The sequence below is a fragment of the Stenotrophomonas sp. 109824_Sma genome, from assembly GCF_056480025.1.
The window spans coordinates 4650089-4674464 of the sequence record NZ_CM151078.1; the positions used below are offsets into that span (position 1 = coordinate 4650089).

The 24376-nt window shown below is 67.0% G+C and carries 23 protein-coding genes; 10 read left to right on the forward strand and 13 right to left on the reverse strand.

What is annotated here, in order from left to right:
* Nucleotides 1-72: 72 nt before the first annotated feature.
* Nucleotides 73-1593 (forward strand): hypothetical protein, encoded by a 1521-nt coding sequence (locus tag ACZK1G_RS21810; RefSeq protein WP_101766310.1) that lies wholly within the window; start codon nt 73-75, stop codon nt 1591-1593.
* A 59-nt stretch (nt 1594-1652) separates the two neighbouring features.
* Here the strand turns inward: ACZK1G_RS21810 and ACZK1G_RS21815 are convergent, their stop codons facing one another.
* On the reverse strand, nt 1653-2132 hold the full coding sequence (locus ACZK1G_RS21815) for a DUF421 domain-containing protein (RefSeq protein WP_049446968.1): 480 nt from the start codon (nt 2130-2132) through the stop codon (nt 1653-1655).
* 372 nt (nt 2133-2504) lie between these two features.
* On the reverse strand, nt 2505-5279 hold the full coding sequence (gene polA, locus ACZK1G_RS21820) for a DNA polymerase I (RefSeq protein ID WP_478447889.1): 2775 nt from the start codon (nt 5277-5279) through the stop codon (nt 2505-2507).
* A gap of 98 nt (nt 5280-5377) precedes the next feature.
* On the opposite strand from polA, the gene ACZK1G_RS21825 reads away from it, so the two are divergent.
* Nucleotides 5378-5662 (forward strand): DUF2782 domain-containing protein, encoded by a 285-nt coding sequence (locus ACZK1G_RS21825; RefSeq protein WP_014038952.1) that lies wholly within the window; start codon nt 5378-5380, stop codon nt 5660-5662.
* Nucleotides 5663-5881: 219 nt separating this feature from the next.
* On the opposite strand, the gene ACZK1G_RS21830 is transcribed toward ACZK1G_RS21825, so the two are convergent.
* Nucleotides 5882-6328 carry a universal stress protein gene (locus ACZK1G_RS21830; protein WP_005411629.1) on the reverse strand — a complete coding sequence of 149 codons (447 nt, stop codon included), beginning with the start codon at nt 6326-6328 and terminating at the stop codon, nt 5882-5884.
* A gap of 183 nt (nt 6329-6511) precedes the next feature.
* Here ACZK1G_RS21830 and ACZK1G_RS21835 point away from each other — a divergent pair, with 183 nt between their 5' ends.
* Nucleotides 6512-6658: a hypothetical protein gene (locus ACZK1G_RS21835; RefSeq protein WP_168356070.1), complete on the forward strand. Its 147-nt coding sequence runs from the start codon at nt 6512-6514 to the stop codon at nt 6656-6658.
* 48 nt (nt 6659-6706) lie between these two features.
* On the opposite strand, the gene ACZK1G_RS21840 is transcribed toward ACZK1G_RS21835, so the two are convergent.
* Nucleotides 6707-7261: a hypothetical protein gene (locus ACZK1G_RS21840; protein ID WP_101766312.1), complete on the reverse strand. Its 555-nt coding sequence runs from the start codon at nt 7259-7261 to the stop codon at nt 6707-6709.
* A 213-nt stretch (nt 7262-7474) separates the two neighbouring features.
* Between ACZK1G_RS21840 and ACZK1G_RS21845 the strand changes: the two genes are divergently transcribed.
* Complete coding sequence (locus ACZK1G_RS21845) at nt 7475-8104, forward strand: hypothetical protein (protein ID WP_101766313.1); 630 nt, start codon at nt 7475-7477, stop codon at nt 8102-8104.
* A gap of 57 nt (nt 8105-8161) precedes the next feature.
* Here the strand turns inward: ACZK1G_RS21845 and ACZK1G_RS21850 are convergent, their stop codons facing one another.
* Nucleotides 8162-8488 (reverse strand): low molecular weight protein tyrosine phosphatase family protein, encoded by a 327-nt coding sequence (locus ACZK1G_RS21850; protein WP_101766314.1) that lies wholly within the window; start codon nt 8486-8488, stop codon nt 8162-8164.
* Nucleotides 8489-8607: 119 nt separating this feature from the next.
* On the reverse strand, nt 8608-9075 hold the full coding sequence (locus ACZK1G_RS21855) for a DUF695 domain-containing protein (RefSeq protein ID WP_101766315.1): 468 nt from the start codon (nt 9073-9075) through the stop codon (nt 8608-8610).
* A 245-nt stretch (nt 9076-9320) separates the two neighbouring features.
* On the opposite strand from ACZK1G_RS21855, the gene ACZK1G_RS21860 reads away from it, so the two are divergent.
* Nucleotides 9321-10031 (forward strand): hypothetical protein, encoded by a 711-nt coding sequence (locus ACZK1G_RS21860; protein ID WP_233490815.1) that lies wholly within the window; start codon nt 9321-9323, stop codon nt 10029-10031.
* 101 nt (nt 10032-10132) lie between these two features.
* On the opposite strand, the gene uvrD is transcribed toward ACZK1G_RS21860, so the two are convergent.
* From uvrD to ACZK1G_RS21895, 7 genes are all read right to left on the reverse strand, one after another.
* Nucleotides 10133-12325: a DNA helicase II gene (uvrD, locus tag ACZK1G_RS21865; RefSeq protein WP_101766317.1), complete on the reverse strand. Its 2193-nt coding sequence runs from the start codon at nt 12323-12325 to the stop codon at nt 10133-10135.
* Between the two features lie 9 nt (nt 12326-12334).
* Nucleotides 12335-13756, reverse strand: coding sequence for an FAD/NAD(P)-binding protein (locus tag ACZK1G_RS21870; RefSeq protein WP_101766318.1), 1422 nt, complete (start codon nt 13754-13756; stop codon nt 12335-12337).
* Between the two features lie 45 nt (nt 13757-13801).
* Nucleotides 13802-15220, reverse strand: coding sequence for a cardiolipin synthase (gene cls, locus ACZK1G_RS21875; protein WP_014038958.1), 1419 nt, complete (start codon nt 15218-15220; stop codon nt 13802-13804).
* Between the two features lie 260 nt (nt 15221-15480).
* Nucleotides 15481-15648: a 50S ribosomal protein L33 gene (gene rpmG / locus ACZK1G_RS21880; protein ID WP_169411268.1), complete on the reverse strand. Its 168-nt coding sequence runs from the start codon at nt 15646-15648 to the stop codon at nt 15481-15483.
* A 10-nt stretch (nt 15649-15658) separates the two neighbouring features.
* Entirely contained in the window at nt 15659-15895 is a 237-nt protein-coding gene (rpmB, locus tag ACZK1G_RS21885) for a 50S ribosomal protein L28 (RefSeq protein WP_005411638.1), read from the reverse strand.
* 249 nt (nt 15896-16144) lie between these two features.
* Nucleotides 16145-16654, reverse strand: coding sequence for a DNA polymerase III subunit epsilon (dnaQ, locus tag ACZK1G_RS21890; RefSeq protein ID WP_006402525.1), 510 nt, complete (start codon nt 16652-16654; stop codon nt 16145-16147).
* A gap of 55 nt (nt 16655-16709) precedes the next feature.
* Nucleotides 16710-17603, reverse strand: coding sequence for a LysR family transcriptional regulator (locus ACZK1G_RS21895; protein WP_101766319.1), 894 nt, complete (start codon nt 17601-17603; stop codon nt 16710-16712).
* A 109-nt stretch (nt 17604-17712) separates the two neighbouring features.
* Here ACZK1G_RS21895 and ACZK1G_RS21900 point away from each other — a divergent pair, with 109 nt between their 5' ends.
* The 5 genes from ACZK1G_RS21900 (at nt 17713) to ACZK1G_RS21920 (ending at nt 24336) form a co-directional block, all read left to right on the forward strand.
* On the forward strand, nt 17713-18111 hold the full coding sequence (locus ACZK1G_RS21900; RefSeq protein WP_101766320.1) for a RidA family protein: 399 nt from the start codon (nt 17713-17715) through the stop codon (nt 18109-18111).
* 160 nt (nt 18112-18271) lie between these two features.
* The gene (locus ACZK1G_RS21905; RefSeq protein WP_049446947.1) at nt 18272-18604 is read left to right on the forward strand and encodes a hypothetical protein; all 333 of its coding nucleotides are present in this window, start codon (nt 18272-18274) and stop codon (nt 18602-18604) included.
* A 56-nt stretch (nt 18605-18660) separates the two neighbouring features.
* The gene (locus tag ACZK1G_RS21910; protein ID WP_101766321.1) at nt 18661-19914 is read left to right on the forward strand and encodes a TolC family protein; all 1254 of its coding nucleotides are present in this window, start codon (nt 18661-18663) and stop codon (nt 19912-19914) included.
* Complete coding sequence (locus ACZK1G_RS21915; RefSeq protein WP_049446943.1) at nt 19911-21116, forward strand: efflux RND transporter periplasmic adaptor subunit; 1206 nt, start codon at nt 19911-19913, stop codon at nt 21114-21116. Before ACZK1G_RS21910 ends, ACZK1G_RS21915 begins: the two co-directional genes overlap by 4 nt.
* Before the next feature lie 10 nt (nt 21117-21126).
* Complete coding sequence (locus ACZK1G_RS21920) at nt 21127-24336, forward strand: efflux RND transporter permease subunit (RefSeq protein ID WP_049446941.1); 3210 nt, start codon at nt 21127-21129, stop codon at nt 24334-24336.
* Nucleotides 24337-24376 lie beyond the last annotated feature (40 nt).

Here is a 24376-nt window from a genome sequence, read left to right on the forward strand (position 1 = left end):
GTGCCTTCCCCGCCTGTGGTGCGTCCAGCACCGGACAGGTCCTGCTCTGCCTCCTTCAAGGATGATCCCCCAATGCCTGTCGCTGTTTCCTTCCGTCCCCGCGCTGCGGGCTGGCGCTCCCTGCTGTTGTTTGCACTGGCCTCGGCCGCGCTGCCGGCAGCGGCGCAGTCAATGGCCTGTGGTACTTACACCAACAGCAGCGGCACCACCACGCTGACCCTCGAGAGCGAGGGCCACGGATACCTGTCCGGTCCCTACCAGGCCACCGAAGAACTGCGCGTGGCCCGCGAGCAGGAGGTGCTCGGCACCGGCAACCTGAGCACCGGCCGCCTGGAAAACTGGTTCTTCGAGAACGACGATCGCAACATCGTCACGCCCTATGGCGAGTTCACCCGCCAGCGCTCCGCGGCCTGCAAGGCGATGCCGGAACCAATCGAGGGCGGCTGCGTGATGAATACCTCCGACTGCCTGGAGGCGTTGCCCGAGGCCGCGCCGCCGAAGCTGCACGCCTGGTGCGCCGAAGGCGTGGGCGCGGCCTGCGTGCAGTTGCTGGAAACCTACCAGCAGCAGGCCAAGGACGCGGCCCCGAAGGCCACGCGGGCAGAGCCACCGATGCCTGAGCTCTGCAAGGAAGATTCCCCATCGTTCGACGCAGAAGGATGCGAAGCGATGGCCTCAGTGGTGGCCTGGGAGCAGATGGGCAAGCTGGTGTTCGGGCTGGAACACGCGATGGCGCCACTGCTGCCGGCCGCGCAGCTCGATGAATTGTCTGCGCTGTGCCGGCAGCAGCACGGTGAGACGTTCTGCAGCAAGGTAGCCGATGTACTGTGGAGCGCCGGGCGCACGCTGCAGGCCCGCGACGCGGTGCAGCTGGCCTGCGCACAGCGCGCGGAGGCGTCCGAGTGCGAGACCGCCAGACGTCTCGCGGTGCTGGACACGGTGCCGGCCACGGCGCTGGCACCGGTGCCGGCCATCACCCTGCCCTGCGGCCGCTACGAAGCCGAGCACAGCGTGCTCTCGCAGCTGAACTTCCTCGACGGCGGCGTGGTCGATGTCGAGGGACGCAGCCAGCGCCTGCGCGCCAGCCTGGAAGGCGGACGCATCCTGATCCGCCGCGACGTCGGCAGCGACTTTGTGCTGCAGGCGCTGCAGAACGGCAACCTGATCGGAATCGACAGCGGCAACCGCTTCGCCTACTACCAGCGCAAGCCGGGCTCAGGCAATGCCAGCTGCGCACCGCCGGTGGCCTTCGTGGAGATCCCGCTGCCGCTGGACTGCCCGAGTCTGGGCCGCAAGGACGGCGCCAAGGCCTGCTGCACCGATGGCAAGCTGCTGGGCTGCAAGGTTGCCGGCGAGGCACTGTTCAACGACGAGCAATGGGCCGCATCGCTGCCCTACTTCCAGACGCTGTGCAGTGCGGGCGTACGCGAAGGTTGCCTGGCACTGGCCGCGGTGTATGCGCACACGGCGGACCCGAAGGTGCCGCAGGCCATGGCGGCGATCTGCGCGAAGGACGGCAAGGGCACCCACGTCGCCTGCGATGTGGACGCGACGCGCAACTGGCCGGCGCTGAAGGCTGAAGCCGCTCCCTGACGCCCGGCACCTGAAGCGCCGGGCGCAAGGCAGCCAGGCATGGGCTCGGCGCTACAAGGTCAGGCGCTCTTCCTGGGAATGATGGTGATGTGCCCGTTGATCTCCAGCAGGGCCAGCTCGACCTCCTCCACGCCCAGGCATCCCTGCTGGCGCAGGGCGGCGTCGAAATCCGAGCGGGTGACCTGTTCGCGACGCAGCACGGCGTCGAACAGGCGCCCATCGCGTGCGATCACCACTGGTTCTCCCTCCACCAGGCGCTCGACCCTCCGGCTGCGGGTACTGACCCAGCCCACCCCGTAGTTGAGCAGGATCAGGGTCGCGGCCAGCAGCAGGCCGCCGCCCAGCGAGGTGTCGGTGCCCAGCAGCGCGTTCTGCACCGCATTGCCCAGCAGCACCACCAGCAGCACGTCGAACGGGGTGATCTGCCCCAGCGGGCGCTTGCCGCTCAACCGGACCATGCCCAGCACCACGACATACACCACCACCGCGCGCAGGATGAACTCCCACCACGGCATTGCCAGTGCGAACAGATCGGGCATTGCGGGTTCCCCTGCTGGATAGTGGCCCAGCCTAGCACCTGGGGTCAGATCCCTTTGCCCACCGGGCAAAGGGATCTGACCCCATCCGAGAGGTTCCGGCGGCACAAATAAAAAGCCCCGCTGACCAGGGGGAGGTCAACGGGGCCGGGGAACGGGCACTTGGGGAGGAGTCCCCGTTCCGAGATCTGCTCCAGGGGATGGGAGAGATCCACAACAGGCATTGCGCCTGTCGAGAGTTATAGAAGCACTCCGAACACTAACGGTTCGTGAAGGGGCCCAATTTAATGAGCTTCAATCAGGGCAACATTCATGATCGAGTCAGAAACATCTGATGAATGAATAGGTTCACGTCGTTTTCGGCTTGAAACGTGGTCAATGCGCTTCGTCCCAGTTGTTGCCGACGCCGGTATCGACCACCAGCGGCACCCGCAGTTTGGCCGCTTGCGACATGCGCTCCACCACCTGCAAACGCAAGTCTTCAACGAAACTGCTTTCGGTTTCGAAGACCAGTTCATCGTGCACCTGCAGGATCATCCGCGCGGGTGCCCCACTGTCACGCAGCCACTGGTCCACATCCACCATCGCGCGCTTGATAATGTCGGCGGCGGTGCCCTGCATCGGCGCGTTGATCGCCGCACGTTCAGCACCGGCACGCAGGCCCTGGTTGCGGGCGTGGATGTCGTTCAGGTACAGGCGACGGCCGAACAGGGTTTCCACGTAGCCCTGGTCACGGGCCTGCTGGCGCATCCGCTCCATGAAGTCGCGCACGCCCGGGTAGCGACTGAAGTACAGCGCCACGTAGTCCTGCGCCTGGCCACGGTCGATGCCCAGGTTGCGGGCCAGGCCGAAGGCGCTCATGCCGTACATCAGGCCGAAGTTGATGGCCTTGGCGGCACGGCGCTCGTTCGGGGTCACCTCCTCCAGCGTGCGCCCGAACACCTCGGCGGCGGTGGCGCGGTGCACGTCGGCGCCCTGCTCGAAGGCACGCACCAGGCCCGGGTCCTCGGACAGGTGGGCCATGATCCGCAGCTCGATCTGCGAATAGTCAGCCGCCAGCAGCTGGAAGCCCTCCGGGGCGATGAACGCGCGGCGGATGCGGCGGCCGTCATCGGTGCGGATCGGGATGTTCTGCAGGTTCGGGTCCGACGAGGACAGGCGGCCGGTAGCGGCACCGGACTGGTGGTAGCTGGTATGCACCCGGCCGGTGTCCGGGTTGACCATCTCCGGCAGCTTGTCGGTGTAGGTGCTGCGCAGCTTGGCCAGGCCCCGGTAGTCCAGGATCACCCGCGGCAGCTCGTGCTGGTCGGCAATCGCCTCCAGCGCCTCTTCATTGGTGCTGGGCTGGCCCTTCGGGGTCTTCACCACCGCCGGCAGCTTCAGCTCGTCGAACAGCACCGCCTGCAGCTGCTTGGGCGAATCCAGGTTGAAGCTGCGGCCGGCCAGCTCGGTGGCCTTCTGCTGTGCGGCCAGCATGCGCGAGGACAGGTCCTGGCTCTGCCGGCGCAGTTCGTCGGTGTCGATCCGCACGCCGTTGGCTTCGATCGTGGTCAGCACCGGCACCAGCGGCATCTCGATGTCGCGGTACACGCTGTCCAGCGCCGGCTCGGCCAGCAGCTGCGGCTGCAACGCGTGGTGCAGGCGCAGGGTGACGTCGGCGTCCTCGGCCGCATAGCGGCTGGCTTCGTCGATGCCCACCTGCGAGAACGGAATCTGCTTGGCACCCTTGCCGGCCACATCCTCGAACTTGATGGTGCTGTAGCCCAGGTAACGCAGGGCCAGCGAATCCATGTCGTGGCGGGTGGCGGTGGAATTGAGCACGAAGCTCTCGAGCATGGTGTCGTCGTGGTAGCCCTGCACGTCCACGCCGTGGCGGCGCAGCACATGCAGGTCGTACTTGCCATGCTGGCCCAGCTTCTTCTTCGCCGGGTCCTGCAGCACCGGGCGCAGCGCATCCAGCACCTCCTGCATCGGCAGCTGGGCCGGCGCACCCGGGTAATCGTGGCCGACCGGAATGTAGGCGGCCTTGCCCGGCTCGACCGCCAGGCTGACACCGACCAGGCGCGCGCGCATCGCGTCCAGCGCATCGGTTTCGGTATCGAAGCTGATCAGATCGGCCTGCTGCAGGCGCTCGACCCAGGCCTGCAGCTGCGCGCTGGTCAGCACGGTCTCGTATTCACCCGGTGCGGCCAGCGCCGGATCCAGCGTGCCGGCGGCCGGTGCCTCGGCACTGCCACGGGCGAAGCCGGCGGCGGTACCGCGCAGGCTCGGGGTGGCCTCGCTGGCGGCTGCCGGCGCCGGCAGCGGCGCACCCAGTTCCTTCAGCGCCTGGGTGAAGCCGTAGCGCGTATACAGCTCGGTCAGCGCCGGCACGTCCTGCTCGCGCAGGGCCAGCGTGGTCGGGCTGGCGTCCAGCTCCACGTCGGTGTGGATGGTCACCAGCTCGCGGTTCAGCGGCAGGCGCTCCAGCGCGGCGCGCAGGTTCTCGCCGATCTTGCCCTTCATGGTCGGCGCGGCCGCCATCACCCCGTCCAGGTGCTGGTACTCGGCCAGCCACTTGGCAGCGGTCTTCGGCCCGCACTTCTCCACGCCCGGCACGTTGTCGACGGTGTCGCCCATCAGCGCCAGCAGGTCGATGATCTGGTCGGCGCGCACGCCGAACTTCTCCATCACCGCCGCGTCCGAATCCATGCGGCTGCCGGTCATGGTGTTGACCAGCTCGATGCCCGGGCGCACCAGCTGGGCGAAGTCCTTGTCGCCGGTGGAAATGGTCACCTTCAGGTCCTGCGCCACGCCCTGCAGGGCCAGCGTGCCGATCACATCGTCGGCTTCCACGCCGGGGATGCGCAGGATGCTGATGCCCAGCGCCTCGACGATGCGGCACATCGGCTCGACCTGGCTGCGCAGCTCATCGGGCATCGGCGGGCGGTTGGCCTTGTACTGCTCGTACAGGTCGTCACGGAAGGTCTTGCCCGGTGCGTCGACCACGAACGCCACGTAGGCCGGGCGCTCCTTCAGCGTCGAGCGCAGCATGTTGACCACGCCGAACAGCGCGCCGGTGGGTTCACCCTGTGCATTGGACAGGGGCGGCAGCGCGTGGAACGCGCGGTACAGGTAACTGGACCCGTCGATCAGGACTAATCTGCTCATGCGTCGATTCTACGCGCCCGTGCCTGCATCGCGGCGACACGGCCCGTACACCGCGATGGGGCATAATCAGGGCTCTTTCCAGGCAAAGGCCCCCGCCGATGAAGACCCTGATGCTGGCTTCCCTGCTCCTGCTCGCTGGCTGCGCCAGCATGGGTGGCGCGGGCGCTCCCCCGGTGGACGTCAAGGGCGCGGATGTGTCCAAGCGCACCATGGACAACGGTGACACCATCGAGGAATACCGCGTGTCCGGCCAGCTGCGCATGGTCAAGGTGACCCCGTCGCGCGGTGCCCCGTTCTACATGTACGACAAGAACGGCGACGGCCGCATGGACAACGACAAGGACGGCGTGTCGCCGGTGTACTGGAAGCTGTACAGCTGGTGATGTGACCGGGGGTCGGATCCCTTTCCACAGGAAAGGGCTCTGACCCCATCAAGGCGATCGGCACGGCCCATCCACGCATGGCGTGGATCTACCGGGACAACGGACGTGGATCCACGTCACACGTGGATGGCCCCCCGGCCCCAAAAAACAACGCCGGCGCGCATCCTGCGGCCGGCGTCGGGTCCCCTCCCCGGGAACGCTTGAATCAGTGGGTGTGGATCAGCGGATGACCAGCACCGGCAGGGTGCTGCGCGCCAGCACTTCGGCGGTCTGGCTGCCCAGCAGCACACGGGTCACGCCACGGCGGCCGTGCGAGGTCATCACGATCAGGTCGCTGTTGCGCTCCCCTGCTGTCTCGATGATGCCGTCGGCGGCGTAGCGGTCCAGCACATGCACAGGGTTGGCGGTGATGCCCTGCTCGGCCGCCTTGGCCAGCGCCGGCTGCAGCACCTTCTGTGCGCCTTCCTCGCGGTCGGCCTTGTACTCGGGGCTGTTCATGTAGCCCACGCTCCAGCCCATGGCGTCGTACATCCCGACGGCCCACGGCTCGGAAACAGTGACGATATCGACCTCGGCATTGAGGTCCTTGGCCAGCTCCAGGCCCTTGGCCAGGCCCTTGTCGGCCAGCTCGGATCCGTCAGTGGCAATCAGGATGCGCTTGTACATGGTGGGGCTCCGTGGCGGTCTGCCAGATGGGAACAACACCATTGCACACCGGATGTGCAGGGCGCGCCTTGAGCAGGATCAATCCGGCGCCGCGCAGCGGCCTGTGCGCACCGCCAGCTTGCGTACCCACTGACCGCGGCGCATGCTGACCAAGCGGTATCGGGCCGCCCCGGGAGAACGTTGATGCAGGAAAGCAAGCCGACATCACAAAGCACCCTCAGGATCATCCTGTGGAGCCTCGCCGCCACCTTCGCCCTGTTCTGTGGCGGCTATTACCTGGGCAAGGATCTTGCCCAGCGCGACAACGCCCGGCAGTCAGCCGGCCGATAACCTGCTTCTGTAGAGCCGAGCCCATGCTCGGCTCCACAGTTGAACGTCTCAGGCGATCTGCACCACGCGTGCGTTCTGGCACAGCGGATAGCTGCCCACGAATTCGGCAATCGCATCACGCATCGCTTCGAACGATTCGCCGTACATGTACAGCGCGGTCTCGGTCGGGCCCTGCCACCAGCTGCAGATCTCGCCCAGGCCGTCGATGTTCTCGGACAGCTGCTCGAACACGTGGTTGGAATCGCACTGTTCGTAGACGTCGTCCGGCAGGTTCAGGCCATCCAGGTAGATGCCCAGGCCTTCGGTCACGCCGAAGCTGCGGTCAGCCTCGCCTGCGCCCTGCAGCTGCGAACCCTTCGGCGCGCCCAGCTGCTCCAGCAGATCGATCAGCTTCGGCACGCCATCGGCATCGACCAGCGCCACTTCGATATCGCCGTACTCGACCTCGCCCAGGTCGGACATCGCGGTGCCGCCGCCGGTCAGCTCGCCCACCTGCGCCGCCTGCAGCAGCGCATCGAGCGGATCCTCGAACAGTTCGTGGCGATGCTCGGGCTGCAGCCGGGCGTTCAACTTCACGGTCACGTGCAGCGTGGGGTCGGTCATGGGGGCGTTCCTGGAAGATGTCAGGCCCCATTGTAGAGTCGAAGGTGGCGGCAGGAGCCGCTGCCAACGTCGCTTGCGACGGCCCGAAGGGTGCCGGCCAGGACGACCGGCATAGCCATGCTCGACCGCCTTTCCGGCCGGAAACCCGCCCGCGGTGGGGTGGCTCGCGCGATAATGCGCGCCGCAAGGACACCATTCCAACAGGGGGAATACATGAAGTCGATCATTGGCCTTTCGTTGCTGCTGCTCCTCACCGGCTGCGGCATCCGCACGGAAGTGGTCCGAGTAAACGTGCCCGACATCCGGGTCAATCCCGAGCAGGGCACCACGGTCGTGGTCGCCCCCGTACGCGACAATCGTCGGTCGGAATTCCTTTCGCTTGTCCCCGCATCGGAAAGGGCCAGGAATGTGGGCGGAGAGATCCGCCAGGGCAATGGCTTCAACCTCGTACTGGAATCCACCACGGCGTCTGAAAAGACCCGCGAGATCATCATCCAGGCGCTGCGCAACATGGGCTATCGCACCGCCGACCAGTGCGATGCGCAATGCCTTCGCCTGGAAGCATCGATGAACGAGTTTGCGGTCCGGGCACCCTTCAACTTCTGGCGCGCCGCAGGGTGGGCGCAGCAGATGGTCGCGGATCTGTCCGTCGAGGTGACCACCCACGACGGAGACCGCACCCGCTCGTTCACCGCCAAGGGCCATGGCACCAACGTGTTCCAGGTGGTTTCGCCGGAGAACTGGGAGAAAGCGCTGGAGCGTGCCGTCACTGATTTCACGGCGAGCTTCAAGCAGAACATGTCCGCGCAGGATGCGGCAGCCGCCTCCAAGGCGCAGGACTGAGGCACTGTCCTTCCTGCTTGTAGAGCCGGGCCATGCCCGGCTCCACACCACCAACGTTCAACGCAGGAACGGCGTGACCTTGCGCTTCAGCAACTCCACCAGCACCGGGTCCATGTAGTCGTAGTCGTCCGGAATATCCAGGCAGATCACCCGCTTGCCGTTCAGCCATGCCTTGTAACGGCTGGACAGACGGTTGCGGTGGGTGCGCTCCATCACGAACACGATATCGGCCCACTGCAGCAGCTCGGGGCTGAGCACCTCCTCGGCGTCGGCCAGCAGCCCGGCCGAGGCGGTCTCGATGCCTGGCCAATCGGCGAACACCTGCTCGGCGGTGGGGCTGCGCAGGCGGTTCTGGCTGCAGAGGAAGAGCACGTTGCGGGTCATGCCCGCAGCCTAATCGGGGTCGGATCCCTTTTCCAACGGGAAAGGGGCTCTGACCCCACGGAGACCCCACGGAGTACTTCGGCGAATCGGCATAACTCTCTCGCTTGCTACCCCGTCTTTTAGAGGCCATCCTCCGGAACGATGTCCTGAAAGAAGTGGCTCCACCCAGGATCGAACCAGATCTCCGGTGCGGATGTCTCACTTGGATGCTTGATGGCAATAGTGTTGAAGCGCTGGTCAAACTGTTCGGCATTCTTCGCATAGAAGACCCACTTCCGAACACCGGCGTTTGTGATGACTGCAACAAGCACGCCGAGGACGTCGCGCTCCACCTCATCGACCAAGGCGGCCTCGAAGTTGTTCATGGCTATCAATTCATCCGGTGATGGCATGCCGCTCGGGTGCTCGGAGTAGCTCCATTGGGCGATGATGAGATGCGGATGATTGGATAGATCTACATTACGGGTGAGCTGCGATCTATAGCGAATGAGAAGCGGTGCACCCATGTACTCACCCTCACCCCCATTCCATGCATCGCATTCAGTAAGAAGGCGAGTATCCAGATGCCTATGGTTATTCAAAGTCATGGCGAATACTCGCTCAGAGTGGCTGGTGGACCCTCAAAGCTATCGCTGCAGATCATCAGAAACCATAAGAATCATTGCAGAAACAGCGCATAGAGCTGCTTCTGACCATGCCTTCAGCCTAATCGGGATCGAGTCCCTCATCCATCGTAAAAGGGCTCTGATCCCACCCGGGTGCTTTCAGACGAGTTGCATGGTCGAAAGATCTTCGCCAGGCCATCATGGACTTTTCCAACATCCAGATTCCCATGATCACCAAGGATGACCTGTTAACGACGTTCGGAGAGGTGGCCGAAGTCCACGGCTGCTACTTCAGCAAGTATGTAGTCGCGACGTACGTGCTCTATTGCTGCATAAGGAACGCCAAGGGGCATGACCTCGCGATTGCGTCCAGGAATCTCGATGATCCGGAATTCGCTGCCAGCGTTGTGCTGAACGCGCCACCCCGTCTTTCACATGATGGGCCGACGATCTTCAAAATTCCTTCCAACGCCTATGGGTTCACTCATGCGATGGCGGTTCCCAGCACCTATCACGGGCTTCTGAATCGGATCGAGAAGCGCACGGGTCTGTTCCTGTGCCTGCCGATCTTCCAGTGTGAGTTCAACGGCAACGAATCAGCAGAGGATTTCAAGTGGTCCACACATCACATCGTTGACGTCAACAACTGGCAAAGGACCAGGCAGCCGAAGATAAGCGTGTACTTCGACAATCCCCGCACTGGCGGCGGAACGGAGAAGGACGGCGCCATCGTGAGCCTGGAGACACTAATAGCCGAGATCAACAACCTTGGCGGAGTGAGCAATGGTTTCATCGAGATCACCAACTATCGCAACGAGGTGATCGAGATGTTGTCGCCGGAGGAAGGGCGCTACGCGCTGATCCGTAACCGTCAGGATGAAGAGCTGATGGACCGCGCGAGCGTGATTGCGGCGGTGGAGAAATTCGCCACCGAGTGACGCTCCACAGCTTTTTTCCAAGCAGAGCCATGCTCGGCGGCGATTGCCCACACCGGGGTCAGAGCCCTCCCTGCGGGAGGGATCCGACCCCTCGACGGCGATCAGATCACCGTCAGGTTGGCATACGCCATCACCAGCCACTTGCTGCCGGCGTCGGCGAACTCGACCTGCACGCGGGCGTGAGCACCGTTGCCTTCGTAGTCGGTCACCATGCCTTCGCCGAACTTGGGATGGGTAACCAGCGCGCCGAGCTTGATCGGCGGTGCCTCGATCGAGGCATGGCCCATCACCCGGCTGGCGCCCATCGAGGCCGGCCGCGAGACCTGCACCTTGGGGCGGACTTCATGCAGCAGCTCGCGCGGGATCTCTCGCAGGAAGCGCGACGGCAGGCTGTAGTTGTCCTGGCCATGGATGCGGCGCGATTCGGCGTAGCTCAGTACCAGTTTCTGGCGCGCGCGGGTGATGCCCACGTAGGCCAGGCGGCGCTCTTCTTCCAGCCGCCCGCTTTCCTCCAGCGAGCGTGCGCTGGGGAACAGGCCTTCTTCCAGGCCGGCCAGGAACACCAGCGGGAACTCCAGGCCCTTGGCCGAGTGCAGGGTCATCAGCTGCACGCCCTCTTCGCCCGCCTGCGCCTGGCCCTCGCCGGCCTCCAGCGCGGCATAGGCCAGGAACGCGACCAGCTCGTCCATGTCCTCGCCCACTTCCTCGATGTCATCGGCGCGGCGCACGAAGCGCGAGGCCACCGAGACCAGTTCGTCGAGGTTGTCAGTGCGCGATTCGGAGTCCAGCGCGTTGCGGCTTTCCTTGCTCCAGTGCTCGCGCAGCTGCGAGCGGGCCAGCACGTGGTCCACGCGCTCGGCCAGGGTCATGTGCAGGGTCTGCGCCTGCAGCTCGTTGACCAGCACCAGGAAGCCGGCCAGCGCGTTGCGTGCACGTGCGGCCAGCGCGCTGCTCTGGGTGACCAGCATGGTCGCTTCCCACAGCGAAATGCCCTGCGCGCGCGCCTCCCGGCGCACTTCGTCCAGCGTGCGGTCGCCGATGCCACGCGTCGGCGTGTTGACCGCGCGCTCGAACGCCGCGTCGTCGTTGCGGTTGGACAGCAGGCGCAGGTAGGCCAGCGCGTCCTTGATTTCGGCACGTTCGAAGAAGCGCATGCCGCCGTATACGCGGTACGGCACCTGTTCGCTCAGCAGCGCTTCTTCCAGCGCGCGCGACTGCGCATTGCTGCGGTAGAGCACGGCCACTTCGGTGTAGCTGCCACCGTCACGCACCCACTGGCGCGCGCGCTCGACGATGTAGCGTGCCTCGTCCATCTCGTTGTACGCCGCGTACAGGTCGATCGGCTCACCGTCGCCGCTGTCGGTCCACAGCTGCTTGCCGATGCGGTCGGGGTTGTGCGCGATTACCGCATTGGCGGCGCCGAGGATGTTGGCGGTGGAGCGGTAGTTCTGTTCCAGGCGGATGGTCTGCGCGCCCGGGAAGTCGCGCAAGAAGCCCTGCACGTTCTCGACCTTGGCGCCGCGCCAGCCGTAGATGGCCTGGTCATCGTCGCCGACCACGAACACGTGGCCGGAATCGCCGGCCAGCACGCGCACGAAGGCGTACTGGATGGCATTGGTGTCCTGGAACTCGTCCACCAGGATTTCGCGGAAACGGGCGCGGTAGTGCGCCAACAGGGCCGGGTTGTCGCGCAGCAGTTCGTGCGCGCGCAGCAGCAGCTCGGCGAAGTCGACCAGGCCGGCGCGGTCGCAGCGTGCCTGGTACTCGATGTAGGCCTGGCGCATGGTTTCCAGCCAGGCGTCGTGCGGCTCGGGCTGGATGTGCTGCGGGCGGCGACCTTCGTCCTTCTGCGCGTTGATCCACCACGCGATCTGCTTGGCCGGGTACTTGCCGTCGTCCAGTTCCAGCGCCTGCACCACGCGCTTGACCAGCCGCAGCTGGTCGTCCGAATCCATCACCTGGAAGCCTTCCGGCAGCTTCGCGTCCTGCCAGTGCAGGCGCAGCAGGCGGTTGGCCAGGCCGTGGAAGGTGCCGATCCACATGCCACGGCTACCATTGGGCAGCTGTGCGTCGATGCGGTGGCGCATTTCGCCGGCCGCCTTGTTGGTGAAGGTCACCGCGAAAATGCCGTGGGTCGGCACGCCATCGACTTCATGCAGCCAGGCGATGCGGTGGGTGAGTACGCGGGTCTTGCCGGAACCGGCACCGGCCAGCACCAGGTGGTGGCCGGGGGGAGCGGAGACGGCTTCGCGCTGGGCCGGGTTCAGGCCATCAAGCAGGTGGGAGACATCCATGCCCCCATTTTACGGCATCGCCGTCGCGGCTCCTGCGACCACCTGGGTTGCCAGTGCGTGCGCCTGCTGACGCAGTTCAGGCACCGCCAGGCTTTCCCACAGGCTGCCGATGCGCAGGCTGCCGAGCACGCCCAGCCGTGCCTGCGGCTGGCCACCGGCCGCACACAGGCGGTCGCCCGGCACCGTGCTGTCCAGGCCCAGCCCGTGCGGGCCGGGGCGGGCCAGCCCATCGGCCTGCAGCTGCTGCAGCAACGGATTGCGCAGCGCGCTGGCACGGGTTTCCACGCCGGTGGCGTTGATCACCCCGCTGATCGTCCACTGCTGTTCATTGCCCGAGGCATCGCGGCCGGACAGCTGCAGCGCATCGCCGTCGCGCCAGACGCGCTGCAGGCGGGACCGGTGGATACGCAGCTGGCCGCTGTCCTGCAGTGTCTGCAGCTGCGCATCCACCTCTTCGGCGATGCGGTGGCGATGCACGTCCCAATAGCGCACCACATGGCGCAGGAAGCGGCGCTGGTCGGCCTCATCGAGGCTGCACCACAGCGCCTGCCCGTGCGGGCGGATGCGGTCCATCACGCCCTGCCACGGCAGGCCGTCGGCCTGCGCCTGGCGTGCGAACCCGCGCAATGCGTGCAGGCGCTGGCGCAGGTTCATCGGCAGCAGCGTGGCCGGGTCGAACGTGGGCAGGCCACCATGCGCATGCGGCAACGGCAGCAGGCCATGGCGCGAGATCACGTGCAACGGGCCGGTGTGGCCGGCGGCGACCAGCGCCAGCACGGTGTCGGCCATGCTCAGGCCGGAGCCGACAATGGCCACGGCCTGTTCACCGGCCAGGGTGCGTACGCCGTCGTAGTCCCAGGCCTCGATCACGTCATCGGCGGGCAGCGCATCAGCACCGGCCACCGGCAGCGGGCGCATGCTGTTGCCAGTGGCCAGCACCGCCTGTGCGGCGTGCAGCGTCTGGCCATCGCCCAGCTGCAGCCGGTAACCGTGGTCATCCGGCTGCAGGCCCAGCACCGGCTGCGCGATCACCTGCAGCTGCGCCGGGCTGGCTGCGGCAGCGTCCTGCAGGCGCTGCTGCAGGTAGGCCGCGAAGTAGTGGCGGCACACGTAACGCTCGCCGAGCACCTCGCGCGCCTCGCCCGGGTAGGCATTGGCCGCCATCAGGTAGTCGAGGAAATCGCCGGGCTGGTCGGCAAACGCACTCATCTTCGCCGCCGGCACGTTCAGCAGATGCTCCGGCCACGGCGTGGCATAGGCGATGCCCTGCGCCAGCTGCGAGGCGGGTTCGAAAATGGCCAGCGCCAGCGGCGCGTGGGCCTGGCGCAGTACCTGGATCGCCACCAGCACGCCGGCCGCACCACCACCGATGATTGCCAGGTCCAGTTCGCCATTACGCGGTGAATCAGTCATGTGCCGATTGTAGGCCATCGGCGATGACAGGCCGGATTGCCGAAATGGGCGGCCGGCCTTGCCTCACATCAACGCATCGGCCAAGCGTGCGATGCCTTCGCGGCTGCGCCGCCACGTGGGGCGGCTGCGCCACTGCTGCAGGTCCAGCTGCCGCGACTCGCGCAGGTAGCCGTCCTCGATCGCGCACAGCTGCTGCACCAGCGCGCGGTCGTAGCAGATCAGGCCGATTTCGGCATTCAGCGCGAACGAACGGATATCCATGTTGATCGAGCCGAGCACGGCGATGTCCTCGTCCACGCTCATGTGCTTGGCGTGCAGGAACTGCGGTTCGTACAGGGCGATGCGCACGCCACAGCGCAGCAGCTCGTCGTAGTAGGCCTCCTGTGCCCACGAGGTCAGCCGCTGGTTGTTGCTGGCCGACAGGATCAGCTGCACGTCCACGCCGGACAACGCCGCGATACGCAGCGCGCTCAGCGTGGCTTCGTCGGGCACGAAGTACGGGGTGACCATCACCAGCCGGCGCCGCGCCAGGTGGATCAGTGCCGCCACCGCATCACGTGCGTTGCTGTAGGGATAGGCCGGGCCGCTGGGCAGCAGCTGGGTGGCGATGTCGTCGCTGCACTCGGGCACGTCGGCAATCACGTCCAGGCGCTGGCCGGTTTCCATGTACCAGTCGCTGGCGAACACCGCTTCCAGATGTGCCACCGCCGGGCCACGCACGCGCGCCACCAGTTCGCGGTTCGGGTGGCCGGGCACGAACTGCGGGCCCGCCAGGTTCTGCGAACCGACATAGGCCACTTCGTTGTCGATCACCGCGATCTTGCGATGGTTGCGCAGGTCCATGCGCCCGCTGCGGCGCCAGCGCAGGCCACCGGGCAGCATCGCGCGCACTTCGATGTCGCGCGCTTCCAGGCGCTTGCGATAGGCGCGCAGGCCGCGCTTGGCACCCACCGCGTCGAGCAGCACGCGGCATTGCACGCCACGCGCCGCTGCGCGCTGCAGCGCCTCGACCACCGCCTCGCCCACCGCGTCGTCGAACATCAGGTAGTACAGCAGGTGCACGCGGTCTTCGGCCTGGTCGATGTCGGCGATCAGCGTGTGCAGCGATTCGTCGTAGTCGGTCAGCAGGTCCACCGCGTTGCCGTGCACCGGCATGAAGTCGCCCTGGCGCTGCACCAGCGGCACGATCTCGGCGCTGGCGGTGTCCGGTTGCGGAGCCCAGCGCAGGCGATGCTGCAGCGCCTGTTCCTCGCGGATGACCTGCGAGGCCTCGGCCTGGCGGCGGATGCGCTCGCGCGACAGCCACGGGTGGCCGAACAGCAGGTACAGCGGCAGGCCCAGCAGCGGCACGAAGCCGACCAGCAGCAGCCAGCTGCGCGCCGCCCCCGGCGTGGTGCGGGTGGGGATCCAGCACAGCGCGACCAGCCGGATCAGCCAGTCGATCAGCAGCAGGTAGGAACCCAGCAACCACTCGAACAGCATCGCGTCGCCCGTCGGGAGGTGATGGGCCATTCTGCCCACCGGCCCTTGTAGAGTCGAGCCGCGCTCGACTGCCTTGAACCAGCGTGTCGACCAAGGTCGACACCTACCGGGGGTGGGACAAGTGTGCCAACCAGGGTTGGCACCTACCGGGGGTGGAGAGAGTGTGCCGACCAACGGTCGGCATCCACATCTGGATGCCAGACATGAAAAAACCCGCCACAAGGGCGGGTTTCTTCGCGGGGACCAGCAATCCTTGCGGATTACTTGATCTTGCCTTCCTTGTACAGGACGTGCTTGCGCACGACCGGATCGTACTTCAGGAATTCCATCTTCCCCGGGGTGTTCTTCTTGTTCTTGTCGGTCGTGTAGAAGTGGCCGGTACCGGCCGAGGAAATCATACGGACCTTATCGCGCTTGCCTGCCATGATGCTTTACTCCTCAGACCTTTTCGCCGCGCGCACGCAGCTCAGCCAGAACGGAATCAATGCCGTTCTTGTCGATGGTGCGCAGTGCATGCGCGGAAACACGAAGCTTGACCCAGCGGTTCTCGCTGGCCACCCAGAAACGGCGCTCGTGCAGATTCGGCAGGAAACGACGACGGGTCTTGTTGTTGGCGTGCGAGACGTTGTTACCCGTCTGCACTCGCTTGCCGGAAACCTGGCATACGCGGGACATTGCGCACCTCGATAGTAGTAGTTGTCAGCCCGTAGCCCGGGAGACGGCGGCCTCGATGGTTGCCCACCACACGTCAAGAGAATCAAAGGGTTACGCTGGCGTTGGGCGGCCGGGGACGTGTTCCCGGGGGCGCCGCCCGGTAGAAAACCGGACACAGCGAGCCGCGCATTATGCACGGGTTCAAGCACTTGCGCAAGTTACCCACAGGCTGGGGCTGAACGCGACGGCCGCCGGTAGTGCCGGGCCGGCTCAACGCAGATGCGGGATCACCTGGGCCAGCAGATGGGCATCCTTCAACGCGCCGTGCAGGCCGCGGTTGCCGGGAATGCGCAGGCGCTGCAGCACATCATCCAGCTTGTTGCCCTGGCCCGGCCAGCGCCCGCGCGCCAGCTTCAGGCTGCAGGTGATGCGGCAGTGCTGGGCCAGCGTGCCGGGGATGCCCGCCAGGCGCAGCTCGTTGTCCAGGAAACCCACGTCGAAGGTGGCGTTGTGCGCGACCATTTCGCTGCCGCGCAGGAAGTCCAGCAGTTCGGCGGCCTTGCTGGAGAACAGTGGCTTGCCCACCAGCATCGCATCGCTGATGCCATGCACGCGCTGTGCGCCCCAATCGACCTTGCGCTGCGGCTGCAGGTAGGTGTGGAACTGGCGGCCGGTGAGCTGGCCATCGATCAGTTCGACGGCACCGATTTCGATCACCCGGTGCCCCAGGCGGTGGGAGATGCCGGTGGTTTCGGTATCCAGTGCGACGATGCGACTCATCAGGGTGTGCGTTCTCCAGTACGTGCAGCCGGATTTTCGCACGCGACCGATGCACTTACCCCAACGCTTCCACCACCCAATCGATGAACACCCGCAGCCGCTGGCTCATGTGCCGGTTCGGCGGGAACATCACATGCATCGGCATCGGCGGCAGCTGCCAGTCCTGCAGCACTGGCAGCAGCTCGCCGCGCGCCACGTGCGGTTCGGCCATGTAGCTGGGCAACGCCACCACGCCCAGCCCCGCCAACGCCGCCGCCAGATAGGCGTTGCCGTCGTCGAAACCGACCGTGTAGCGGCCCTGCACCTCGACGCGCTCATCGCCGCGCTGTGCGCTGAACACCCGCGCCCGGCCACTGCGCGGGCTGAGGAAGCCGACCATGTGGTGATCGGGCCCTTCCAGCGCGCGCGGGTCGGTCGGCAGGCCGAAACGCTGCACATAGCCCGGGCTGGCGTGGAAACCGATCGGCAGCGCGCCGAGCGGCCGCGCCACCAGTGCCGGGTCGGCCGGGGTGCCGCCGCGGATCACGCAGTCGACGTTGTCGGCGATGACATCGACCTCGCGGTCGCTGACGCCGATGTCCAGCTGGATCTCCGGGTAGCGCGCCTGGAAATCCGGCAGCGCCGGCACCAGCCGCAAGCGCGCGTACGGCCCGGGCACATCCACGCGCAGGCGTCCGCGCGGTTGGGTGGCCGCGTCGCCCAGCCCGCCCTCCACCTCTTCCAGCTCGGCCAGCAGGCGGGCGATGCGCGGGTAATAGGCCGCGCCATCGGCGGTGACGCTGACCCGGCGCGTGGTGCGGTTGAGCAGGCGCAGCCGCAGGTGCGCCTCCAGTTGCTGCACCAGCTGGGTGGCCGTGGTGCGGCTGATCTGCAGGGTCTGCGCGGCGCGGGTGAAGCTGCCGGTTTCCACCACCCGGGCAAAGGCCCGCATCGCCTCGAAACGGTCCATGGCGGGCCATGATTGTTTGGGATCGGCAATCAATCTAGGCCGATCATCGCGGTTTATCCAGACAGCGCTGGCGCGGAGGATGGGCGTTCTCTCCCACGGGATCTTCCCCATGTCACAGCGTGATGTCGTTTTCCCCGCCGGCCGCCAGGCCTTGTACGAGCGCAACCGCTACTCGCCGGCGATCCGGTCCGATGGCTTCCTGTTCGTCTCCGGCCAGGTCGGCAGCCGCGAGGACGGCTCACCCGAGCCGGATTTTGAAACCCAGGTACGCCGCGCCTTCGAGAATCTCAACGCGGTGCTGGCTGCCGCCGGCTGCACCTTCGATGACGTGGTCGACGTGACCGTGTTCCTGGTCGATCCCGAGAAGAACTTCGAGAAGGCGTGGGCGATCGTGCCCGAGTATTGGGGCGAAGCACCGCACCCGACCCTGACCGGAATCGGCGTGACCTGGCTGTATGGGTTCCAGTTCGAGATCAAGGTGATCGCGAAGCTGCCTGCAGAACGGTAGTGCCGGCCGCTGGCCGGCAGCAAGGTGTCGGGGTCAGAGCCCTTTCCGGAGGAAAGGGATCCGACCCCAGCCCGACCCACCTGAACGGGAGGCTCCGACGGATTCTCGAGGTGGCCATTGATATTGTATCCGGCGAAAACCGCTTGCTAGCCTCCCCTTCATGCGCCGGATCTCCCGCCACCTTCGCTCGTACCTGCTGATGCTGCTGATGGCCGCATTCGTGGTCGTGCCGGTGGCCGACGCGCTGGCCTGCACGGTGGAACCGCACGCCAGCACGGTGCACGTGGAGTCCGCACCGGATTCCGATGGCGATGCCGACGGCAAGCACGTCGGTGCCTGTGGCCACAACCACTGCCACCACTCCAATCTGAGCCTGCCGGCCAGCACCCTCGCCGCCTTCGGTGCGCCACTGCCGGCGCGCTGGATGAATGCCGGCGACGCGGCGACCTATGCGGTCGCCCAGGATGAATTGACGCGTCCTCCCCGGGCGTGAGTTGAGCGCGTCCCGCGATTGCGGGCTCCCGTTTCACTCACAACCGGAATCCCCCTATGTCGATCCTGACACCTCGGTCGCCGCGTGCGGCCGGGCTGGTCGTCGCTGTGCTGCTGGGCCTGGCCCCGGCGGCATCGGTGATGGCGCAAGCCGCCCCTTCCTACGACACCCTGCTTGAACGCCTGGACCAGCTGCCCGGTACCCGCGTCGGTACGGCGCTGGCCGAGGCCGCCGACGCGCGCGCCGACCAGGCCCGTGCGTTGCCCAACCCTTCCCTTTCCTACTCCGCCGAGAACGCCTGGGGCACCGGCTCCTATGGCGGCATGGGCAAGGCCGATACCGTGCTCACCCTGTCCCAGCCGCTGGAGGTCTGGGGCCAGCGTGGCGCGCGTGTCCGTGCCGCCCGTGCCGAGGCACAGGCCGCCAACCTGCGTGGTGCCCAAAGCCGCAGCGACGTGGCCAGCCAGCTGGCGGTGGTCTACGCACAGGCGGAAAGTGCACTGCGCCGCTACGCCCTGGCCGAAGAGGCGCTGAACCTCACCCGCGATGACGCCAATGCGGTCAACGCGATGGTCAAGCAGGGCCGCGAACCGCAGCTGCGCGCGGTGCAGGCGCAGAGCGAAGTGGCCAATGCCAGCGCTGCGCTGGATGAGGCGCAGGCGTTCCGCGACGCCGCGCTGGCCCGCCTGGCCGGTGCCGCGCTGCTGGATGCGCCGGTGCAGTCGATCGACAACAGCCTGCTCGACCGTGCCCCGCCGCTGCCGCGTGGCGCCACCGACGTGGCGCTGGCGGTGCGCATCGCTGAAGCCGAAGCCGATGCGGCCGGCAAGCTGGTCGACGTGGAGCGCAAGCGCGCCCTGCCCGATCTGAGCGTCACTGCCGCGCAGACCCGCTTCCGCGAAGGCGGCGAGCGTGCCTACAACCTCGGGGTCAGCCTCAGCATCCCGCTGTTCGACCGCAACCGCGGTGGCATCCGCGCCGCCAATGCCGACCAGCGCGCGGCCGAGGCACGCCTGGACCAGCAGCGCCGCGACAGCGAGGCCGAACGCCTGTCTGCCGTGGCCGGGCTGAAGGCGGCCGGCAGCCGTACCCGCGCCGCCGATGAAAGCGTGGTCGCCGCCGAAGAGGCGTATCGCCTCGCACGCGTCGGCTTCGACGCCGGACGCATCTCGCAGCTGGAACTGCGCAGCACGCGCAGCGCCCTCATCGCCGCCCGCGGCACCGCCGTGGATGCGCGCCTGTCGCGCGTCGGCGCCGAAATCGATCTTGCCCGCCTTGAAGGGCGCGCACCTTTTGTGGAGGCCAAATGACTCTCTCCCGTACTTTCCCGCTGATCGGCGGCGTGCTGCTGACCGTTCTGCTTGCCGGCTGCGCCGGCAATGCGCAGACGCCTGCCAATGAAGACCCGGCTGCGGCCAAGGCCGGCACCGACGATGGCCACGGCCATGCCGCCGACAGCAAGGAGGCCAAGGCGGAAACCGCCAAGGCCCCCGCCGACGCCGATGAAGGCGTGGTGGAGCTGACCCCGGAACAGATCAAGGCGTCCGGTATCGAGGTGGTCGCCATCGGCCGCGGTGGCGGTGGCTCCACGCGCCTGTCCGGCCGCGTCGAGCCGTCGGTGGGCGCACGCGCGTCGGTGGCGTCCACGGTAACCGGCCGCGTCGAGCGCGTGCTGGTCGCGCCGGGCACGGCGGTGAAGCAGAACCAGGCGCTGGCGATCGTGGTCAGCGGTGAGGCCGCGGTATTCCGCGCCAATGCACTGGCTGCATCGGCCGAAGCCGAAGCCGCGCGCCTGGCCTATGGCCGCGACAAGGCGCTGGTCGACCAGGGTGTGGTCGCGCGCCAGGAGCTGGAGGCCTCGCGCGCCCGCTCGCTGGCGGCACAGGCCCAGGCCGCTGCCGCGCAGGCCCAGGCTGCTGCCAACGGTGCGCCCGATGCCAGTGGCCGCGTGCGCATCACCAGTCCGGTGGCCGGCATCGTCGGCAACGTGCAGGTCACCCCGGGCGGGGTGGTCGCCGCCGGCAGCGCGGTGGCCGATGTCGCCGATCCGGCGATGAACGAACTGGTGTTCACCGCGCCGCCCGCGCTGGCCGCACAGGTCACGCCCGGCATGAAGCTGGAAGTGAGCGTGCCGGGTGGCAGCTTCACCGCCACCGTCACCGGGTCGGCCGCTGATGTGCGTCAGCAGGGCGGCGTCGCGGTGATCCGCGCCACGCCGGTGGACGCTTCGCTGCCGCCGGCCGGTTCGCCGGTTTCGGCAGTGGTGGTCACCGAAGGCCAGGACGGTTCGCTCAGCGTGCCCGCCGACGCGGTGCAGAACGTTGATGGCAGCAGCGCGGTGTTCGTCGCCGTCGACGGCGGCTTCAAGGCACAGCCGGTGCTGGCCGGGCGCCGTGCCGGCGACCGCATCGAGATCCTCGGTGGGCTGACCGGCAACGAGCGCATCGTCGGTGCCAACGCCTTCCTGCTCAAGGCCGAACTGGCCAAGGGCGAAGCCGAGCACGGCCACTGAGGAGGCGACCATGTTCAAGCTGATCATTGAAACAGCGGTGCGCCACCGCTGGCTGGTGGTGTTCATGGCGGCGTTGATCGCTGCCGTGGGCCTGTTCCAGCTGGGCAAGCTGCCGATCGACGCGGTGCCGGACATCACCAACCGCCAGGTGCAGATCAACACGGTGGCACCGGCGCTGACGCCGGAACAGATCGAGCGGCAGGTGACCTACCCGCTGGAAACCGCGCTGGCCGGCATTCCCGGCCTGACCACCACGCGTTCGCTGTCGCGCAATGGCTTCTCGCAGGTCACCGCGATCTTCACCGATGCGACCGACATCTACTTCGCCCGCCAGCAGGTGGCCGAACGCATGCGCGAGGCATCCGAAGACCTGCCCGATGGTGCGTCGCCGATGCTGTCGCCGGTCACCACCGGCCTCGGCGAAGTGCTGATGTGGACCGTGGACTTCACCACGTTCGATCCGGCCAGGCTGGCCAAGCCCGGTGAAGCGGGCTGGCAGGCCGGCGAGGTCTACCGCACGCCGGAAGGCAACCTGCTGCGCACGCCAGAAGAACGTGCCACCTACCTGCGCACCGTGCAGGACTGGATCATCGCGCCGCAGATGCGTTCCAGCCCGGGGCTGGCCGGCGTCGATACGGTCGGCGGCTACGTCAAGGAATACGGCGTGCATCCGGACAGCGCCCGGCTGGCCGCGCACGGCCTCGGCCTGGCCGATCTGGTCACTGCCCTGCAGCGTTCCAACGTGCAGGCCGGTGCCGGTTTCGTGCAGCGTGCCGGCGAAGGCCTGGTGGTGCGTGCCGATGGCCTGGCACTGACCACCGAGGATCTGGCACAGGCCCCGGTAGCCACCCGCAATGGCGTGGTGGTGCGCGTGGCCGATGTGGCCGAGGTCGAGCTGAGCCGCGCGCCGCGCCTGGGTGCGGCCAGCCGCAACGGCCACGAAGCCGTGCTGGGCACCGCGCTGATGATCGCCGGCGGCAACAGCCGCACCGTGGCCCAGGCCGCAGCCGCGCGCCTGGAGCAGGTGAACAAATCGCTGCCGGCCGACATCGTGGCGGCACCGGTGCTGGACCGCAGCGTGCTGGTCAATTCCACCATCAAGACCGTGGCCAAGAACCTCACCGAGGGCGCGCTGCTGGTGGTGGTGGTGCTGTTCCTGCTGCTGGGCAACCTGCGTGCGGCAACGATCACCGCGCTGGTGATTCCGCTGTCGTTCCTGTTCGCGGTGATCGGCATGAACCGCTTCGGCATCAGCGGCAACCTGATGAGCCTGGGTGCCCTGGACTTCGGCATCCTGGTGGACGGTGCGGTGATCGTGGTCGAGTCGACGCTGCTGATGCTGGGTCAGCGCCGCGCCGAACTCGGCCGTGCGTTGACCGCGATGGAACGCCTGCGCGTGGCCGCCGATTCGGCCATGAAGATGGCGCGCCCTGCGGCCTTCGGCCAGTTGATCATCCTGCTGGTGTTCGCGCCGATCCTTACTCTGGAAGGCGTGGAGGGCAAAACGTTCCACCCGATGGCAGCCACCTTCATGCTGGCCCTGGTCGGTGCCTTCATCTTCTCCTTCACCTTCGTGCCGGCGATGGCCGCGCTGCTGGTGCGCGAGCCGAAGGTCAAGGACGGCGATGCGCATACCGATGATGGCGAGCACGAGACGAAGCTGATCCGCGTGCTGCGTGCGCGCATCGAGCCGGTGGTGCGCAAGGCCGTGACCCATCCGCGCACGGTGCTGGCCGGTGCGGTGATGATGGTGGTGGTGGGCATCGGCTCGTTCTCGCTGCTGGGCCGCGAGTTCATGCCGACGCTGGACGAAGGCAACGTGGCGATGCAGGCCCTGCGCGTGCCATCGACCTCACTTGAGCAGTCGCTGGCGATGCAGCTGGCACTGGAAAAGGCAATCGCCAAGCAGCCGGAAGTGGAGACCGTGTTCTCGCGCACCGGTACCGCCGAGGCGGCCATCGACCCGATGCCGACCAACATCTCCGACAGCGTGATCGTGCTGAAGCCACGCAAGGACTGGCCGGATCCGAAGCTGGGCAAGGACGCGCTGGTGGCACGCTTCGAAACGCTGGCCGGGCAGCAGCTGGGCAACAGCTTCGAGTTCAGCCAGCCGATCGAGCTGCGCTTCAACGAGCTGATTTCCGGCGTGCGTACCGACCTGGCGGTGATGATCTTCGGCGATGACTTCAGCCAGTTGCAGAAGGTGGCCGACCAGGTGGCGCTGAAGCTGCGCGCGGTGGAGGGCGCGGCCGATGTGCGGGTGGAGCAGATCTCCGGCCTGCCGACGCTCAACGTGGCCATCGACCACGTTGCAGCGGCACAGTATGGGCTGACCGCCGCGGACGTGAGCGATGCACTGTCCACTGGTATCGGTGGCACCGCGGCGGGCAAGATCTTCGAAGGCGACCGCCGTTTCAACGTGGTGGTGCGCCTGGACGATGCCTCGCGCAACGATCCGGACCAACTGGCCTCACTGCCGATCGCCACGCCGTCGGGGCTGGTGATTCCGCTGTCGTCGGTCGCGCGCATCACGGTCAGCGAAGGGCCGAACCAGATCAGCCGCAACAACGGCAGCCGCCGCGTGGTGGTGCAGGCCAACGTGCGTGGCCGCGACCTGGGCGGTTTCGTGGGCGAAGCGCAGGCTGCAGTGGCCGACGTGGCGCTGCCGCCGGGTGCGTACCTGACCTGGGGTGGCCAGTTCGAGAACCTGCAGCGCGCCGAGAAGCGGCTGGCAACGGTGGTGCCGGTGGTGTTCCTGCTGATCGGCAGCCTGCTGTTCATGGCCCTGCGCAGCGGCAAGGAAGCCATTCTGGTGTTCAGCTGCGTGCCGCTGGCACTGGTCGGCGGCATCCTCGCGCTGCTGCTGCGTGGCATGCCGTTCTCGGTGTCGGCGGCGGTCGGCTTCATCGCCGTCTCCGGCGTGGCGACCTTGAATGGCCTGGTGCTGATGCAGGCGATCCGCGAACGTCTGGACGCCGGCGACCTGCCGCTGCAGGCGGCGATCAACGGTGCCTCAAGTCGCATCCGCGCGGTGCTGACCACGGCACTGGTGGCGATCGTCGGCTTCATTCCGATGGCAATCGCCAGCGGTTCCGGTGCCGAGGTGCAGAAGCCACTGGCGACGGTGGTGATCGGTGGCCTGATCACCGCCACCGTGCTGACCCTGCTGGTGCTGCCGACCTTCGCGGCACGGGTGGCCAAGCCAAGGGCGGTGGGGTGAGGTGATGCCGGGGTCGGAGCCCTTTCCGTGGGAAAGGGAT

Excerpts from the sequence above, each read along its gene's own strand:
- ACZK1G_RS21830 (WP_005411629.1), bottom strand. The coding sequence starts at position 6,328 with ATGTACAAGCGCATCCTGATTGCCACTGACGGATCCGAGCTGGCCGAC.
- ACZK1G_RS21825 (WP_014038952.1), top strand. The coding sequence starts at position 5,378 with ATGAAGACCCTGATGCTGGCTTCCCTGCTCCTGCTCGCTGGCTGCGCC.
- ACZK1G_RS21895 (WP_101766319.1), bottom strand. The coding sequence starts at position 17,603 with ATGGACCGTTTCGAGGCGATGCGGGCCTTTGCCCGGGTGGTGGAAACC.
- ACZK1G_RS21900 (WP_101766320.1), top strand. The coding sequence starts at position 17,713 with ATGTCACAGCGTGATGTCGTTTTCCCCGCCGGCCGCCAGGCCTTGTAC.
- dnaQ (WP_006402525.1), bottom strand. The coding sequence starts at position 16,654 with ATGAGTCGCATCGTCGCACTGGATACCGAAACCACCGGCATCTCCCAC.
- ACZK1G_RS21860 (WP_233490815.1), top strand. The coding sequence starts at position 9,321 with ATGATCACCAAGGATGACCTGTTAACGACGTTCGGAGAGGTGGCCGAA.
- ACZK1G_RS21920 (WP_049446941.1), top strand. The coding sequence starts at position 21,127 with ATGTTCAAGCTGATCATTGAAACAGCGGTGCGCCACCGCTGGCTGGTG.
- ACZK1G_RS21840 (WP_101766312.1), bottom strand. The coding sequence starts at position 7,261 with ATGACCGACCCCACGCTGCACGTGACCGTGAAGTTGAACGCCCGGCTG.
- ACZK1G_RS21855 (WP_101766315.1), bottom strand. The coding sequence starts at position 9,075 with ATGACTTTGAATAACCATAGGCATCTGGATACTCGCCTTCTTACTGAA.
- polA (WP_478447889.1), bottom strand. The coding sequence starts at position 5,279 with ATGAGCAGATTAGTCCTGATCGACGGGTCCAGTTACCTGTACCGCGCG.
- ACZK1G_RS21845 (WP_101766313.1), top strand. The coding sequence starts at position 7,475 with ATGAAGTCGATCATTGGCCTTTCGTTGCTGCTGCTCCTCACCGGCTGC.
- ACZK1G_RS21850 (WP_101766314.1), bottom strand. The coding sequence starts at position 8,488 with ATGACCCGCAACGTGCTCTTCCTCTGCAGCCAGAACCGCCTGCGCAGC.
- ACZK1G_RS21915 (WP_049446943.1), top strand. The coding sequence starts at position 19,911 with ATGACTCTCTCCCGTACTTTCCCGCTGATCGGCGGCGTGCTGCTGACC.
- uvrD (WP_101766317.1), bottom strand. The coding sequence starts at position 12,325 with ATGGATGTCTCCCACCTGCTTGATGGCCTGAACCCGGCCCAGCGCGAA.
- ACZK1G_RS21835 (WP_168356070.1), top strand. The coding sequence starts at position 6,512 with ATGCAGGAAAGCAAGCCGACATCACAAAGCACCCTCAGGATCATCCTG.
- ACZK1G_RS21910 (WP_101766321.1), top strand. The coding sequence starts at position 18,661 with ATGTCGATCCTGACACCTCGGTCGCCGCGTGCGGCCGGGCTGGTCGTC.
- cls (WP_014038958.1), bottom strand. The coding sequence starts at position 15,220 with ATGCTGTTCGAGTGGTTGCTGGGTTCCTACCTGCTGCTGATCGACTGG.
- ACZK1G_RS21905 (WP_049446947.1), top strand. The coding sequence starts at position 18,272 with ATGCGCCGGATCTCCCGCCACCTTCGCTCGTACCTGCTGATGCTGCTG.
- ACZK1G_RS21870 (WP_101766318.1), bottom strand. The coding sequence starts at position 13,756 with ATGGCCTACAATCGGCACATGACTGATTCACCGCGTAATGGCGAACTG.
- ACZK1G_RS21810 (WP_101766310.1), top strand. The coding sequence starts at position 73 with ATGCCTGTCGCTGTTTCCTTCCGTCCCCGCGCTGCGGGCTGGCGCTCC.
- rpmB (WP_005411638.1), bottom strand. The coding sequence starts at position 15,895 with ATGTCCCGCGTATGCCAGGTTTCCGGCAAGCGAGTGCAGACGGGTAAC.
- ACZK1G_RS21815 (WP_049446968.1), bottom strand. The coding sequence starts at position 2,132 with ATGCCCGATCTGTTCGCACTGGCAATGCCGTGGTGGGAGTTCATCCTG.